General features: G+C 54.0%; 15 protein-coding genes. 1 reads left to right on the top strand and 14 read right to left on the bottom strand.

Going from position 1 to position 14,767, the window contains the following annotated elements:
- Positions 1 to 23 precede the first annotated feature (23 nt).
- The 5 genes from lepA to rpoE all read right to left on the bottom strand — a co-directional run bounded on the left by lepA (position 24) and on the right by rpoE (position 4,637).
- On the bottom strand, positions 24 to 1,814 hold the full coding sequence (gene lepA, locus L1D47_RS01610; protein ID WP_041510341.1) for a translation elongation factor 4: 1,791 nt from the start codon (positions 1,812 to 1,814) through the stop codon (positions 24 to 26).
- A gap of 108 nt (positions 1,815 to 1,922) precedes the next feature.
- On the bottom strand, positions 1,923 to 2,399 hold the full coding sequence (locus tag L1D47_RS01605) for a SoxR reducing system RseC family protein (RefSeq protein ID WP_239882293.1): 477 nt from the start codon (positions 2,397 to 2,399) through the stop codon (positions 1,923 to 1,925).
- 7 nt (positions 2,400 to 2,406) lie between these two features.
- Positions 2,407 to 3,339 (bottom strand): MucB/RseB C-terminal domain-containing protein, encoded by a 933-nt coding sequence (locus L1D47_RS01600; RefSeq protein ID WP_041510339.1) that lies wholly within the window; start codon positions 3,337 to 3,339, stop codon positions 2,407 to 2,409.
- A 65-nt stretch (positions 3,340 to 3,404) separates the two neighbouring features.
- The gene (locus L1D47_RS01595) at positions 3,405 to 4,019 is read right to left on the bottom strand and encodes an RseA family anti-sigma factor (protein ID WP_239882292.1); all 615 of its coding nucleotides are present in this window, start codon (positions 4,017 to 4,019) and stop codon (positions 3,405 to 3,407) included.
- A 39-nt stretch (positions 4,020 to 4,058) separates the two neighbouring features.
- A complete protein-coding gene (gene rpoE / locus L1D47_RS01590) occupies positions 4,059 to 4,637 on the bottom strand; it encodes an RNA polymerase sigma factor RpoE (protein ID WP_239882291.1) in 579 nt (192 codons plus the stop codon).
- Between the two features lie 198 nt (positions 4,638 to 4,835).
- On the opposite strand from rpoE, the gene nadB reads away from it, so the two are divergent.
- Positions 4,836 to 6,449, top strand: a complete 1,614-nt coding sequence (nadB, locus tag L1D47_RS01585; RefSeq protein WP_041510337.1) for an L-aspartate oxidase — start codon at positions 4,836 to 4,838, stop codon at positions 6,447 to 6,449.
- Between the two features lie 12 nt (positions 6,450 to 6,461).
- Here the strand turns inward: nadB and L1D47_RS01580 are convergent, their stop codons facing one another.
- The 9 genes from L1D47_RS01580 to rppH all read right to left on the bottom strand — a co-directional run bounded on the left by L1D47_RS01580 (position 6,462) and on the right by rppH (position 14,617).
- Entirely contained in the window at positions 6,462 to 6,917 is a 456-nt protein-coding gene (locus tag L1D47_RS01580) for a protein YgfX (protein ID WP_239882290.1), read from the bottom strand.
- Entirely contained in the window at positions 6,898 to 7,137 is a 240-nt protein-coding gene (locus L1D47_RS01575) for a succinate dehydrogenase assembly factor 2 (RefSeq protein ID WP_041510335.1), read from the bottom strand. The genes L1D47_RS01580 and L1D47_RS01575 overlap by 20 nt, the downstream gene beginning before the upstream one ends.
- Positions 7,138 to 7,213: 76 nt before the next feature.
- Entirely contained in the window at positions 7,214 to 8,122 is a 909-nt protein-coding gene (gene nhaR, locus L1D47_RS01570) for a transcriptional activator NhaR (RefSeq protein WP_041510334.1), read from the bottom strand.
- Between the two features lie 21 nt (positions 8,123 to 8,143).
- Positions 8,144 to 8,527 carry a hypothetical protein gene (locus L1D47_RS01565; RefSeq protein ID WP_041510333.1) on the bottom strand — a complete coding sequence of 128 codons (384 nt, stop codon included), beginning with the start codon at positions 8,525 to 8,527 and terminating at the stop codon, positions 8,144 to 8,146.
- On the bottom strand, positions 8,524 to 9,699 hold the full coding sequence (nhaA, locus tag L1D47_RS01560; protein ID WP_041510332.1) for a Na+/H+ antiporter NhaA: 1,176 nt from the start codon (positions 9,697 to 9,699) through the stop codon (positions 8,524 to 8,526). The genes L1D47_RS01565 and nhaA overlap by 4 nt, the downstream gene beginning before the upstream one ends.
- Positions 9,700 to 10,005: 306 nt before the next feature.
- On the bottom strand, positions 10,006 to 10,857 hold the full coding sequence (locus L1D47_RS01555; protein ID WP_239882289.1) for a thymidylate synthase: 852 nt from the start codon (positions 10,855 to 10,857) through the stop codon (positions 10,006 to 10,008).
- Between the two features lie 83 nt (positions 10,858 to 10,940).
- On the bottom strand, positions 10,941 to 11,735 hold the full coding sequence (locus L1D47_RS01550; protein ID WP_239882288.1) for a sulfite exporter TauE/SafE family protein: 795 nt from the start codon (positions 11,733 to 11,735) through the stop codon (positions 10,941 to 10,943).
- Positions 11,736 to 11,826: 91 nt separating this feature from the next.
- Positions 11,827 to 14,058 (bottom strand): phosphoenolpyruvate--protein phosphotransferase, encoded by a 2,232-nt coding sequence (gene ptsP / locus L1D47_RS01545; protein WP_239849833.1) that lies wholly within the window; start codon positions 14,056 to 14,058, stop codon positions 11,827 to 11,829.
- Positions 14,059 to 14,092: 34 nt separating this feature from the next.
- Complete coding sequence (rppH, locus tag L1D47_RS01540) at positions 14,093 to 14,617, bottom strand: RNA pyrophosphohydrolase (RefSeq protein WP_041510328.1); 525 nt, start codon at positions 14,615 to 14,617, stop codon at positions 14,093 to 14,095.
- Positions 14,618 to 14,767: the final 150 nt, after the last annotated feature.

Genomic DNA, 14,767 nt, shown 5'->3' with positions numbered 1-14,767 from the left:
AACAATTCTTAACTAAAAAGTGATTACTCATTGATCTTCAACACGGCGAGGAAGGCCTCTTGCGGTACTTCGACGTTACCCACCTGCTTCATGCGCTTCTTACCCTCTTTCTGCTTCTGCAGCAGCTTCTTCTTACGAGAGACGTCGCCGCCGTAACACTTAGCGGTTACGTCTTTACGCAGGGCTTTGACCGATGAACGCGCGATGATCTGGCTGCCCACGGCCGCCTGAATCGCAATATCGAACATCTGTCTTGGGATCAGCTCCTTCATCTTGTTCACCAAGGCCAGGCCTTGATAGCGCACGTTTGCCTTGTGAAGGATCATCGCCAGCGCATCGACGCGGTCGCCGTTGATCAACACGTCCAGACGTACCATGTCGGCTGGCTCGAAACGCTTAAAATTATATTCGAGCGAGGCATAACCACGGCTGGTCGACTTCAAACGGTCGAAGAAGTCCATCACCACCTCGGCCATCGGCATATCGTAGGTGATCGCCACCTGATTGCCGTGGTAAACCATGTTGGTCTGTACGCCACGCTTCTCGACACACAGGGTGATCACGTTACCCAGATACTCTTTCGGCACCAGGATATTGGTCTCAACGATAGGCTCACGCATCTCTTCGATGTTGTTCATCGGCGGAAGATCCGATGGGTTATCGACGTAGATGGTCTCGCCCTTAGTGGTCACCACCTCATAGACAACCGTCGGCGCAGTGGTGATGAGATCCAGGTTATATTCGCGCTCGAGACGCTCCTGAATGATCTCCATATGCAGCAGACCTAGGTAACCGATGCGGAAACCAAAGCCCAGGGCAGATGAGGTTTCAGGCTCGAAGAAGAGCGACGCATCGTTCAGGCTCAGCTTGTTAAGCGCATCACGGAAGTTCTCGTAGTCGTCTGTCGAGATAGGGAATACACCGGCATAAACCTGAGGCTTCACCTTCTTAAAGCCGGGTAGCGGCTTCTCGGCGCCATTCTTGGCCAGGGTCAGGGTATCGCCCACAGGCGCGCCGTGGATCTCCTTGATACCGGCGATCACGAAACCTACTTCGCCCGTCTTCAGCTCGGCAGTATCTGTCTGCTTAGGGGTAAAGATACCGACGCGATCGGCGTTATGGGTCTGACCCGTCGACATCACCTTGAACTTGTCACCCTTCTTGAGCACACCATTCTTGATGCGCACCAAGGAAACAACCCCCAGGTAACTGTCGAACCAAGAGTCGATGATCAGCGCCTGCAGCGGCGCATCCGGATCGCCCTCTGGCGGCGGAATTTGCGCCACGATAGTTTCCAGCACGTCGCCGATACCAAGACCCGTCTTAGCCGAGCAGCGCACCGCATCGGCGGCCTCGATACCGACGATATCCTCGATCTCGTCGGCAACACGCTCAGGATCAGCCTGGGGAAGGTCAATCTTGTTCAGTACAGGGACCACATCCAGATCCATATCCAGGGCGGTATAACAGTTTGCCAGGGTCTGCGCCTCAACGCCTTGACCGGCATCGACCACCAAGAGCGCGCCTTCACATGCCGCCAGTGAACGTGACACCTCATAGGAGAAGTCCACGTGACCAGGGGTATCGATGAAGTTCAGCTGGTAGGTTTCACCATCTTTGGCTTTGTAATCGAGAGTCACACTCTGGGCTTTAATGGTAATGCCGCGCTCGCGCTCGAGATCCATTGAGTCCAATACCTGCGCCGCCATCTCACGATCAGACAGGCCGCCGCACTCTTGAATAAGACGGTCAGAAAGGGTTGATTTGCCATGGTCGATATGGGCAATAATCGAAAAGTTTCTAATATGCTTCATTGTGCGAAATGACTAAACTCGAAATTGAAATTGATCTAAAAGTGCCGAATTGTACCCGATCGCAAAATGAATACCAATTGGAATCCATCGGACAAGGAAAATAATAGGCTAGCTGGCGGAGGAAATACCCGCTATGGTCCGGCCAAGGCGTGACAGAATGACTGGCTGACTGTTAGTCTCCAGGGCTTTAGCCCATCGCCGTCCCAGCCACCAGGCGCTCACCGCCCCACCTGCGCCTAGGACAATAGCCAGCAGATCGCTGCTCGAAAGCCCCGACAAGTCAGCAAGGAAATGTCCCAATGCGGCGCCGATAAACAGCCCCGCCAGCGGCATGAGGTAGACGATGGCGGCCGCCTTTAAGATCACGCTCTCGGGCAGGCCAAGCTTTAACAGTTCACCCGGCTCATACTGTTCATCGCTGGGCAGCGAGAATCGCTGCACCTTAGGTGAGAAGGCCTTGGAGACGGCCGAGGTGCCACAGGTGTCATTGTTGTCGCAATGATTACAGGCATTTTTCACTTTGACTTCGACCGTGACCCAGCCATCTCCAGGGCACCTGATCACTGTGGCGGTTTCTTCCATCATAGCCTGATTACTCTATGGTGATGCTCTTGGCGATACGGCTCAGGGTCTCCGCCGGCACCTTGCCCACGGCTACCACCTCGGCATTGCCCACCCGCTCGGTCGCCAAAGAGAGTCCGTTACGGGTCATCAGCTCGTCGGGCAGCGCCGTCTCGCCGGCTCTGGCCACATATACTGAGATATTCACTAGACCATCGCTCAGGGCGATATACTCGACCGCCTCGTGGCTGCCGATAAGTCTGTGATTATCCTTGACTAAGATCTTAAAACCTTGAGGTAACCATTTGAATTGCCAGTTATCGGCCTGCTCTCGCTGGGGCTGAGGCATGATCTCAGGCCACTCCTGCTTGTAGGCTTCACGCAGAATCGCCGGCGCATCGTCCAGGACGATCAACTCCACCACCAGCACCTGCTCCAGCAGCTGCTTCTCAAGATTGAGCATGTCGTAGCGCAGCGGCAGATAGGTATCCATATCCAGCCACACCTGATAACTATAGCGGTTATCATCGTTAGGTATGATGCGCACTAGCTGACCGGGCCGCCCCGCAAGGCGAGAGCGCCCGCCCAGGACAAACTGGTAACCCGACTCGAGATCTGAGATAGAACCGGCAAATGCAGGCGGCAATACCCCTTGAATACGTTCGGCCCTGACACTGTAGGCAGGCTGATCGTGCTCGATAAAGGTGACGGTATTACCCACGCGCACGGCATTTTTCGGCGGGCCATTGAGATGCTCGAGGAAAGCGACTTCATGGTCGTCGACCTTGCCGTGAAGATAAACCAGGGGGCGTATGTGATCCGCTTGCAGATGGATCAGGGACATCTTGAATTCTTGCCCTTTCAAGGCGAGGCTCATATTTTCGAGCCAAGCCTTAGCGGACAACTCTTCCTGCGCACTGGCAGGGAAGACGAGGACTAACAGGGCCAACCAAATAAGACGCAAGCTAACTCCTTAATAATACCAATCGACACAAAGAGTATAGTCAGTGTGACCAGTATAAATAGCTTTTAGTGATTCACCGGGATAGGCGTGAGCTCACCATTGTCGTCTATATTGGCACTGTTATTCAATCTTTGCTGCAGCATATGATCTTGAATATAGGTGTTGATGCGATGACGCTGCTCCATCACACGCTCATTGGTATAACTTTGATTCTGTTGTACCGGGCCAGTCTGTAGGCTCACGGGCGACGCACTGCCAATCAGCGGACGGGTATTGAGCACTGGCATAGGCGCATCTTCGACGCCACCCTGATTATAATTCTGTACACCGATCACGGCGACTAAGGCGACGCTGGCCGCGATGGCATATTGGCCAAACTGCTTAAACAGTGGCACAACACTCGCAAATCTATGTTGAGTGGCGTGTTGAGGCGTCACCTCAGGCGTTTCGACACGCTTAGGCACAAGGATACTAGGCTCAAGCTCAATCGCTGCAGCAATGTTGGCACTGAGATCGAGATTGATCGCAGCCGGCAACTCACCACGCATAGCATCACCTATCATGTGATAATCACGCCACTTTTCATGTGAATCCGTATCGGCGGCGAGTTGCGCCAACTCCTGCTCGTCGATTTCACCATCAACGGCAGCGGAAACCCATTCCTGACCTAACTTATCCATTTATCACCCATATAAATTTAGTGTATCGAATAAAATGCTTCATCGTTCCAGCAAAGGCTGCAACTTCTTATCGATGGCTTCACGTGCCCTAAAGATACGTGAACGCACTGTGCCCACTGGACACTCCATCACATTGGCAATCTCTTCATAACTCATGCCATCGAGCTCACGCAGAGAGATAGACATCTTCAATTCTTCCGGCAAGGTATCGAGCGTATCGAAGACCACTTTCTGAATCTCATCTGACAACATGAGACGCTCTGGGGAGGCAAACTCCTTTAGCGCATCACTGCCGTCGTAATATTCGGCCTCTTCCGCATCGACATCGTTGGCAGGCGCACGCCTACCCTGTGCCACTAAATGATTTTTCGCGGTATTGACCGCGATGCGATACAACCAAGTATAAAACGCACTCTCACCCCTAAAGTTAGGCAGCGCACGATAAGCTTTAATAAAGGCTTCCTGTGCCACATCTGCCACGTCGGCCTGATTACGCACATAACGTGCAATCAGGTTAATCACTTTGCTCTGGTATTTATGTACCAGCAGGTTAAAAGCGTTTTTATCTCCTTGTTGCACTCGCTCAACGAGTTGTTGATCACTTATCTGTCCACTCATCCGAGCCGACTACTCCTAAATCTAAAATGCTGATTTCTCAGTCGCTCGAATCATATTCACATATGTAGACTAGCCCACATCGAAAAAGTTCTAAAAAAATTGCGATATCCACATTTATTTTCTACGGCGAGATCAGTATCCATAAATGGCGTCTTGGTTTACCATAGACAATACTCGCATAACTTACCATGATACCTGATGAAACAAGTAGTTGAACATCAATCTGACGTTTTGGTTATCGGCAGCGGGGCTGCTGGTCTGACTTTAGCGCTACATCTGGCTGAAAAATCAAACGTAATCTTACTCTCCAAGGGCCCACTCAGCGAAGGCTCAACCTACTACGCCCAGGGCGGTATCGCGTCAGTATTCGATGAAGAGGATACCATCGAATCTCATGTTGCCGATACCTTGATCGCCGGCGCCGGGTTATGCGATGAAGAAGTTGTGACCTTTACCGCCGAAAACGCCAAGAGCGCCATGGAGTGGTTGATTCACTGCGGCGTGGCCTTCGACAAAGAAGAAACCGCCGATGGTGACGAGAGCAATGCCCCCTACCACCTGACCCGCGAAGGTGGCCACAGCCACAGACGCATCTTGCACGCGGCCGATGCCACGGGCAAAGAGGTGCAGGTGACCCTTCAGGAGCGCGCCCAGAACCACCCCAATATTAAGGTGCTTGAGCGCTATAACGCCATCGACCTTATTACCACACGCAAACTCAAGCGCCCCGGCAACCGCGTCCTCGGCGCCTATGTGTGGAACCGTGACGAAGAGCATGTCGAAACCGTTAAGGCTCGCTTCGTTGCCCTAGCCACAGGCGGCAGCTCTAAGGTGTACCAATATACCTCCAATCCGGATATCGCCTCGGGCGATGGTATTGCCATGGCCTGGCGCTCGGGTTGCCGGGTGGCCAACATGGAGTTCAACCAGTTCCACCCCACCTGTCTCTATCACGCCGATGCTCGCAACTTCCTGTTGACCGAGGCCCTGCGTGGCGAAGGCGCCTATCTCAAGCGCCCGGATGGCAGCCGCTTCATGCCTGACTTCGACGAGCGTGGCGAACTGGCACCGCGTGATATCGTGGCTCGCGCCATCGACTATGAGATGAAGCGCCTCGGGGTCGACTGTGTCTATCTGGATATCACACATAAACCCGCAGACTTTGTGATTAAGCATTTCCCGACTATCTATAAACGTTGTCTGGAGCTGGGGATAGACATCACCAAGGATGCGATTCCTGTGGTGCCCGCGGCTCACTACACCTGCGGCGGGGTGATGACAGACCTTCATGGTCAGACAGACCTCAACGGCCTCTATGCCATAGGTGAAGTGGCTTATACTGGCCTGCATGGCGCCAACCGCCTGGCCAGCAATTCGCTGCTGGAGTGCCTGGTGTTTGCCCGCGCGGCAGCCGAGGATATTGAGAGCCAGCTCGCCAAGATCCCTATGCCGGGTATGCTGCCCGCCTGGGATGAGAGTAAGGTGTCTAACTCGGATGAAGAGGTTGTGATCGCTCACAACTGGCATGAGCTACGTCTGTTCATGTGGGACTATGTAGGCATAGTTCGCTCAGACAAGCGCCTCGAACGCGCCCTGCGTCGCTGCGCCATGCTGCAGCAGGAGATCCAGGAGTACTATAGTAACTTCCGGGTAAGTAACAACTTACTCGAGCTGCGTAACCTGGTACAGGTGGCCGAGCTGATCATCCGCTGCGCCATGGAGCGCAAGGAGAGTCGCGGGCTGCATTACAATATCGACCATCCCAACAAGACCAATAACCCACTGCCAACCATATTGCATCCCGAGCAATAGCGGCGCCGCGGGTCAGCCAAACCTCAGCAGTAGACGACACAGGTGTCGATAACCTGTGTCGTCAAACATATCCCGCCACAAGATAGCCATGCGCCTCTGCTCCCCCTCATATAGCCAAAACAGCACGACTAAGGGACTGACCCAGACACGGCGATAGCTCAGCCTTGCCTCACCAGATTCTTCAACTTTTGACTCTTGGAGCTGACTATCCAACCTGTCACGGATAAGGCCTATCCTGCCCGATTCATCCAGCCAGAAGGCAAACGACCAGCGACTTAGCGCAATAAACTGATAGAGAAAGAAAGCAATCGTGGCCGTTAACAGACCGTACTTGAAAAGCAGTAACCAGGGGTAGGAGATTGGCGGCCAGGCCAGAAAAGCACTCAGGCACAGGGCCGCGAAACAGACCAGCGAGAGTCGCTGGTCAAAGGAGGCTGTCAGGTGAAAGTTATGGCGCCGCCCGGCCACGAACCTTGATCACCATCTCGGCGAGCTGCGGATCTGGGCAGGCCTCATGGCCCATAAACCAGGCAAACAACTCAGGATCTTCACACTCTAACAGACGAACAAAAACCGTCTTGTCGTCTGAAGACAGCTGTTCATATTGGGTCTCAACAAAGGGTTGAAACAATACATCAAGCTCTAACATGCCCCGTCGGCACGCCCATCTTACTCTGGCTATGTTCATTGGCTCTGACACACAACTACTCCCTTATTTTCGATTGGCGATAGTGTACCAGTTAGGCCGACGGCTTCACACCGTTTTATAGCCGCTCCACCTCGAGATCCTTACCGGCGAAGAGATCGCTAAAATCGGTATCCAAAAGGGACTTTACCGCAGGATGCTGAATCATTCGCTCGGCAAACATCACATGATAAACCTCTTTGATATCATCCGTCTCGCCGAGCAGCTGCATGTCATGGGCGAGAATATCCTGCTTATAGATGGAGGGCGCCACGAAGATCCCCTGCTTGAAGAAGCCAAATGCCTTCATCATGGCGGCATCGTCAAACTCACCGAGTATGGTGACATCCAGGCCATTCTCATCGAACCAGTGATGCAGCTGCTGACCCAGCGAGGTGCGTTTGCCCGGGATCAAGAGTTTGCCCTCCTCCAGACAGGCGGGGAAAGGCTTGTCATAGGTAGTGGATGAGAAAAACGCCACGCCGCACTCACCGAGCTTCTTCGATAAGATCTCCGGATACTTGAGGGATTCACCGGCACAGTCAGACAAGATCATATCCAGCTTGTGCTCCCTGAGGCGCTCCATCAGGCTCTCGTGAGTCGCCTCATAGCAGGCAAGATGCATAGAGCCGTCACTGGGGACCACAGAGAGCAGCACCCGGCTGGCCAAGGCCTTGGAGAGCGCATCGGCGATCCCCACCTCGAACAAGATATTATTATCCTTTTGATAATTCAGGATATCTAACATCTCGTAGCTCAGGCTAAACATCTTATCGGCGTAGCGAAACACCAGTTCGCCCAACTCTGTGGGCTCCAGGTTACGCCCCACCCGTTTAAACAGGGTACCGTTAAGACGCTGCTCCAACACGCGGATCTGCCCAGTCACCGTCTGCGGCGTCAAACATAAGGTTTCGGCGGCCTTGGCCACCGAGCCCTTCTTGTGCACCATCCAGAAATAATAGAGATGGTTGTAATTCAGATGCGACATCAAGACTCGCAGCTCTCCTGATTATTTGAGGCGTTGGCAATCCATCATGCTGTACATGATGTCACCCAGCGCCTCTATCGAGTCCACTTTACCGGCCTCGAAGGCCTCGGAGAGTCCCTGCACCAAGCTGTCGCGATCCGGCAGGCGCCCCTCGCAGTAGGTGCGGTTAGCCTCCTCAAAGCGCTTACCGCTGCGATACTTGAGCGCGCGGGACTCATAACCATTACTCTCTAAGCGCTTGCCCATCGCCTTAGGTTTAAACATCAGGGCACCGTCAACCACCCCTTCGAGATAATGCTGACAGGTGACGCTATTGATATCTTTATCGCAGGCCTCGAGCTGGCTGGCATAGGCGCCCCCGGTTAAACCGAATGAGAGCATGAGTGTCACGACGAGTTTTTTCATGATTTTTCTCCTTTCTCTGGAAGCACCTTAGATAACCAAAAATAACCTATCACAGCCGACATGATCGACCCGGTCAGAATACCAAGCCTCGCCAGATCGCCGTAGACCTCGCCATCGCCGATAAAGGCCAGGGATGAGATAAACATCGACATGGTAAAGCCAATACCACACATCACGGCCACGGGCGCGATATGACGCCAGCCCATGCCCTCAGGTAATGCAGCCAGCTTCAGCTTGACCGCCACGAAGCTAAATAACAGCACACCGAGCGGCTTACCCAGCAGCAGGCCTAGGGCAATGCCCACAGGCACGGGCGATAACAGATCCCCCAGGCTCATGCCCGACAGGTCGACCCCGGCATTGGCAAAGGCAAAGATTGGCAGGATGACGAAGGTGCTCCATGGGTGCAGGCTATGCTCTAAATGCTCAGAGGGTGAGCTACCATCTTTGGCCCTAAGCGGAATACAGAAGGCGATGATCACCCCCGCTAGGGTAGCGTGCACCCCAGACTTAAGCACGGCGATCCACAGGATAAGACCCACGACACCATAAGGTGCGAGTGCGGTAACGCCTTTACGATTAAGGCCCACTAAGGCCACAATCGCCAGCGCCGCAACCACCAGGCTAACGGCCGAGAGATCTGTGCTATAGAACATGGCGATAATCACCACCACACCCAAGTCATCTATGATGGCCAGCGCCAGCAGGAAGACCTTAAGCGCCACGGGGACCCGGCTACCAAGCAAGGCCATGATACCGAGTGCGAAGGCAATATCTGTCGCGGCAGGGATCGCCCAGCCCACCTGAGTCAAGGGGTCAGAATAGTTAAAGATCAAGTAAATCGCCGCGGGGAAGATCATGCCACCGATGGCGGCAAAGGTCGGCAGTGATGCCTGTTCGCGGCTCGACAGCGCCCCTTCGAGCAATTCACGCTTCACTTCCAGACCGATTAACATGAAGAACAGGGCCATCAGACCGTCGTTAATCCAGTGGATCAGCGTCTTATCAATGTCCAGACTGCCCACTCGCACCTGCATCTCAGTGTGCAGGAAGCCTTGATACAGGCCTGATAACGGGGAGTTCGCCATAATCATCGCCAAGATGACGGCGGCCATCAATAAGATGCCACCGGCCGATTCCTGGCTCAGAAAATTTCTAATCGCCTTTTCCATAAATAAACTCCAAAAACACTTAATGTATCGAGTCTAGCGGAATGCAACCTAGCTGAATAATCGTTTGCATCGGTATTATACATCGGTAATTCCGAGGTATTAAGTGTAGTCAGTCAATCGGAAGTAATCAATAGCATGCAGTGCTAACTAGTGGCAGAGGCGACTAAATCCATCCGTGATAGGGATCACAGGCAGATTCAGTTTGAAAGGGAGATTTTTTATGCAGAATAGATTAATAAAACGCGGCGACTCCACAGAAGTTCGCCGCGCTTTACCTCAGAAATTCCTCAGTCTTAAGATTGACCCTTAGACAGAGAAGGGATACTGAATCGCCTCATGATGCTGATAGCCAGTGACCTCGAAGTCGTCCATGGTCACCCAGGTTTCGAGATCTTCCAGCGATTTGATATCGGGATTGACATACAGTTGAGGCGACGGGAACGGCTCACGCTTAAGCTGTACCTCCTGCATCAGCGGGAGCTGGTCTTCATAGATGTGGGCATTGACTATCTTATGATAGGCCTTACCGGGTTTGTGGCCGGTGATCTGTGCAACAATCGCCAACAGGGCAAACACCTGCACCTGATTAAAATTCAGCCCTAGCGGGACATCACAGGAGCGCTGGAAACTGTTGAGGTACAGGGTATCCCCCAGCAGAGAGAAGTTATGGGTATGCATGCAGGGACGTAGGCAGCCCATGTGGAACTCACCGGGGTTATAGAAGCTTAAGATCTCGCCGCGGTCATCGACCCCCCTAGAGAGGTTATCGATGATCTTTCTCAGTTGATCCACAGTGCCGCCATCCGGCTTGGCCCAGGCCCTGCCCTGCACCCCGTACACCCGGCCCATATCGTCATGGCCCTTACGGTGTGGGTTATTCAGCCAGGCGCTGTTCTCGTTGGCATTGGCATCCCAGGTCTTGGCACCCAATTTTCGAAAATCGGCGGCATTGTCATAGCCTCTGAGATACCCCAGCAGCTCGGCTATCGCCCCCTTCCAGAAACTCTTACGCGTGGTGATCAGCGGAAACTGGTTTGCGGCCACATCGTATTCCAGATCGGCATTGATCACGGTTAAACAGCGCTTTCCCGTGCGCTCGTTTTCAACCCAGACGCCCTCATTGATGATTCGTTCACATAATGCCAAATACTGTTTCATCTTATCCTACTTATCATTTTTGCTTAGATACGCCCCGTGGCGCCTGCCTTATTCGAGTCCTAGCCGCGCATTAACCGCCTATCCTAGGTGAGGGCTAACTTGATCCCGATAAAGAATAACATGACGGCGAAGATTTTCTTTAATCTTGCCGTGGGCCAGACACTGGCCGCCTTCGCCCCCAGTGGCGCCGTCAACATAGAGGTACAGACGATGCCAAACAGGGCAGGAAGATAGATATAGCCCAGGGTATATTCGGGCAGCCCTTGTGTTCCCCAGCCCGCAAAGACATAACTCAGACTCCCAAACAGGGCTATCATCAACCCGGTCACAGAGGAGAAACCTATGGCGTGACGCATCTGCACGCCACACCAACTTAAAAACGGAATCAGCAAGATGCCGCCACCTATACCCATTAATGCGGCGATGATGGCGATAAGTCCGGCGGCGATAAACAGATAGGGCGCCGCAGGCAGGCTACGCTCCCCCTCGGCTGCCTTAAAAGGAAACACCATCTGCAGCGCCATCAGCACCACGAAACCGGCAAACACCTGCTTGAGCAGCTGGGCAGAAAACAGCGACGAGATAAATCCAGCCGACAGCGCGCCGACGATCAAACCGGGCAGCATGATGGTCAGCAGGTGCCAGGGCACATTACCGCGGGCGTGATGCGCCCGGGCCGACGAAAGCGAGGTTAAGATGATCGCCGCCAGCGAGGTGGCAATGGCCACATGGGTAAGATGTTCAGGCACCACGCCCGCCATGGGCAGAAGAAACAGCAAGACAGGAACGGCTATCACGCCACCACCTATTCCCAACAGACCCGCCATAAAGCCGATGAAGGCCCCGAGGGCAATACAACTGACAACTATGGTGAACATGAAACCTCTAAGGCAGTGGCGAAAGGAGGCATTAGCTTAAAGGAATTACCGACAGATTGAAATTGCCTAACGCTCACAGAGAGAAACTCACTTAGATGAATTCATCGAGGCCCTTCTCTTTAAGATAAAGGGAGAGCAGCTCCCTCACCTCGAAGCCGTTGCTGAGGGACAGCGCCTGAGCAAGCAGCTCGCTCAGGTCCTGATAAGACACCCGGCGGATCAGGTAATTGATTCTGGCCAGGCTACCCTGGTTCATGCTCAGCTGGGTATAGCCCATGGCCACCAGCAGCAAGACTCCCAAGGGTTCACCGGCCAGCTCGCCGCAGACGCTGATGGGCAGCCGGTATTCCCTGCAGGCCAGCCTCGCCTGGGTCAGCGCCCGTAAAATGCCCGGATGATAGGAGTCGTACAGGGTACTGACCCTGGGATTGTTGCGGTCCACCGCCAACAGATATTGGGTCAGATCGTTCGAGCCCACAGAGATAAAGTCGACCCGCTTGGCCACCTCTTCGAGCTGGAACAGCAGCGCCGGCACCTCCAGCATGATGCCTATCTTCGGCCGCTGCAGATCGGGATGCACGTCTTGCTTCACCTCGAGATAGGCCTGCTCCAGGTAGGCGATCGCCTGATCGATCTCATCGAGACAACAGACCATTGGCAGCAGGATATGCAGCTGCTCACCGCCGCCCGAGGCATTGAGCATGGCTCTGAGCTGCACCAGAAACAGCTCGGGATGATCCAGCGTCAGGCGGATCCCGCGCCAACCAAGGAAGGGATTCTCCTCTATGATAGGCAGATAAGACAATGGTTTGTCGCCCCCCACATCCAGGGTGCGCATCACCACGGGGCGACCGAGCGCCGCGTCCAGCACCTGACGATAGACCTCCACCTGCTCGGCTTCACTGGGGAAGCGAGTCTGCAACATGAAGGGGATCTCGGTGCGATACAGGCCTACGCCATCGGCGCCTTCGGCGATCTCAGAGGCCAGGCTGCTTAACAGCCCAGCATTCAGGTAGAGATGAATACGCCTATCATCCAGGGTGGTCGCAGGCTTAGAAAGCTCTTCGGCATAGCGTTTCTGCAGCGCCTTCTCCGCCGAGATCAGGCTGCGATACTCGCCTATCAGGGTCGGTGTGGGCGAGATAAGCACCTGCCCACGATTGGCATTCAAAATAAGCTGCTTACCGTCTATCCCCGCGTTGAGGATCCCCTCGACGCCGATTACCGCCGGCACACCGAAGGCCCGGGCCAGAATGGCCGCGTGGGAGTTCACCCCGCCCAGCTCTGTGACTATGCCGACTAATTTGTGCTGGGGAAACTCCGCCAACATGGTCGCCGTGGCTTCCTTGGTCACCAGGATCACCGGCACATCCAGCTCCAGCTGCATCTTCTGCGGCTCGATCAGTTCGCGCAGCACCCTCTGCCCCAGATCGCGAATATCCGTGGCCCGCTCCTGCATATAGGGGTCTTGCATCTGCTGGAAATGATCTATGTAACGCAGAGACACCCGGCTCACCGCCGAGATAGCCGTCCATCCCGCCTGGATCTCCCGCACATATTCACCGCCCAGGCTGGTGTCGTCCAGCAGCAGCTGCAAGGCGGAGAAGATAGATTGCACCTCTTTCTCATTCTCGCCATCGAAGCGCTGAGACAGGGCACTCAGGGTATTGCGACAGGCCTCCAAAGCCTGACTCAGGGCGAGCAGCTCGTCATCTACCTCTTGAGTTCGACGTCCCTGTTGCTCCAGGGGGATCTCGCCACCCAGCACCATGGCATGGGCGATCACCACGCCGCTGGCCGCCGAGGTCCCCGTGTAGACACACTTATTGGGCGTCGATTTGACCTCGGCCTTCTTACGCTGCTCACGCACCGCAACCGCCAGCTGGGCGGCTAGGGTCATCAGGAAGGCCTCTTCCGCCTCACTAAACTGGCGCGCGTCGGCCTGCTGCACCACCAGCACACCTAGGATTAATTTCTGATAGATGATGGGCACGGCGAGAAAGGCACGGAAATCTTCCTCGTCGACTTCGGTAAATAGCTTAAATCTGGGGTGTTGTTGGGCATCGGCCAAGTTGACCGGCTCTTCGCGTTCGGCCACCAGGCCAACCAGGCCCTGGCTCATGGGCATCTTGACCTTGCCTACGGCTCTGGGATCGAGACCGTCGGTGGCCGACAGCACCAGTTCCTGCTCTTCTAAGATATAGATTGAGCAACACTGGGTTTCCATTGCCGACTTGGTCTGGCTGACAAGCAAAGATAGGGCAGATTGAAGATCGTCGGCTGCGGCTACGGCCTGAGTAATGTCTCTGAGCGTCTTTAACACAGCCTATCTCTCCTCTGATACTTATCGCCTTATCCTATCGGCGGCGACCTCTTCTTCTGCCACTGTGGCCGCTTTCCTGGGCCTGAAACGGCAATGCCGTCGGCGCAAACTCTTTCATCACCTTGCGGTACACGTCTCTTTTAAAGGATACCACCTGTCTGACCGGATACCAGTAACTGACCCACCGCCAGTCATCAAACTCCGGGTGGCCGCTCGCCGCCAGATTGATGGCAGACTCCTGACTCTTCAATTGTAATAAAAACCACTTCTGTTTCTGTCCGATACATAAGGGTTTACTGTCTTGCCTAATTAACCGTTTTGGTAATCTATAACGCAACCAGGAACGAGTTGAGGTTAAAATTTGCACATGCTCAGGCCTTAACCCAACTTCTTCATACAACTCCCGATACATGGCTTGCTCGGCGCTTTCGCCTTCATCCACACCACCTTGCGGAAATTGCCAGGAATGTTGACCAAATCGTCTGGCCCACATCACCTGCCCAAAGCGATTACAGATAATGATGCCTACATTTGCACGAAAGCCGTCACTATCAATCACATGGACTCCAAAATGAAATATTCTAATGAATCGATTGTTTCACAAAGCGGCGTCGGCGGCAATTCCCCATTAACAGATATTGCTTGGATAAAAAACTAAAATTTTTATTTTTATCAACAGAGACCGACACTTCAAACTGAGGATATCCAC

It is taken from the genome of Shewanella sp. Isolate7 (assembly GCF_022398425.1).
GTDB lineage: Bacteria > Pseudomonadota > Gammaproteobacteria > Enterobacterales > Shewanellaceae > Shewanella.
Note: the sequence above shows the minus strand (reverse complement) of the source record. Positions and strands in the feature narration are given on the sequence as shown.

Coding starts and splice junctions, on each gene's coding strand:
- lepA (WP_041510341.1), bottom strand. CDS start 1,814: ATGAAGCATATTAGAAACTTTTCGATTATTGCCCATATCGACCATGGC.
- L1D47_RS01605 (WP_239882293.1), bottom strand. CDS start 2,399: ATGATGGAAGAAACCGCCACAGTGATCAGGTGCCCTGGAGATGGCTGG.
- L1D47_RS01595 (WP_239882292.1), bottom strand. CDS start 4,019: ATGGATAAGTTAGGTCAGGAATGGGTTTCCGCTGCCGTTGATGGTGAA.
- rpoE (WP_239882291.1), bottom strand. CDS start 4,637: ATGAGTGGACAGATAAGTGATCAACAACTCGTTGAGCGAGTGCAACAA.
- nadB (WP_041510337.1), top strand. CDS start 4,836: ATGAAACAAGTAGTTGAACATCAATCTGACGTTTTGGTTATCGGCAGC.
- L1D47_RS01575 (WP_041510335.1), bottom strand. CDS start 7,137: ATGAACATAGCCAGAGTAAGATGGGCGTGCCGACGGGGCATGTTAGAG.
- nhaR (WP_041510334.1), bottom strand. CDS start 8,122: ATGTCGCATCTGAATTACAACCATCTCTATTATTTCTGGATGGTGCAC.
- L1D47_RS01565 (WP_041510333.1), bottom strand. CDS start 8,527: ATGAAAAAACTCGTCGTGACACTCATGCTCTCATTCGGTTTAACCGGG.
- nhaA (WP_041510332.1), bottom strand. CDS start 9,699: ATGGAAAAGGCGATTAGAAATTTTCTGAGCCAGGAATCGGCCGGTGGC.
- L1D47_RS01555 (WP_239882289.1), bottom strand. CDS start 10,857: ATGAAACAGTATTTGGCATTATGTGAACGAATCATCAATGAGGGCGTC.
- L1D47_RS01550 (WP_239882288.1), bottom strand. CDS start 11,735: ATGTTCACCATAGTTGTCAGTTGTATTGCCCTCGGGGCCTTCATCGGC.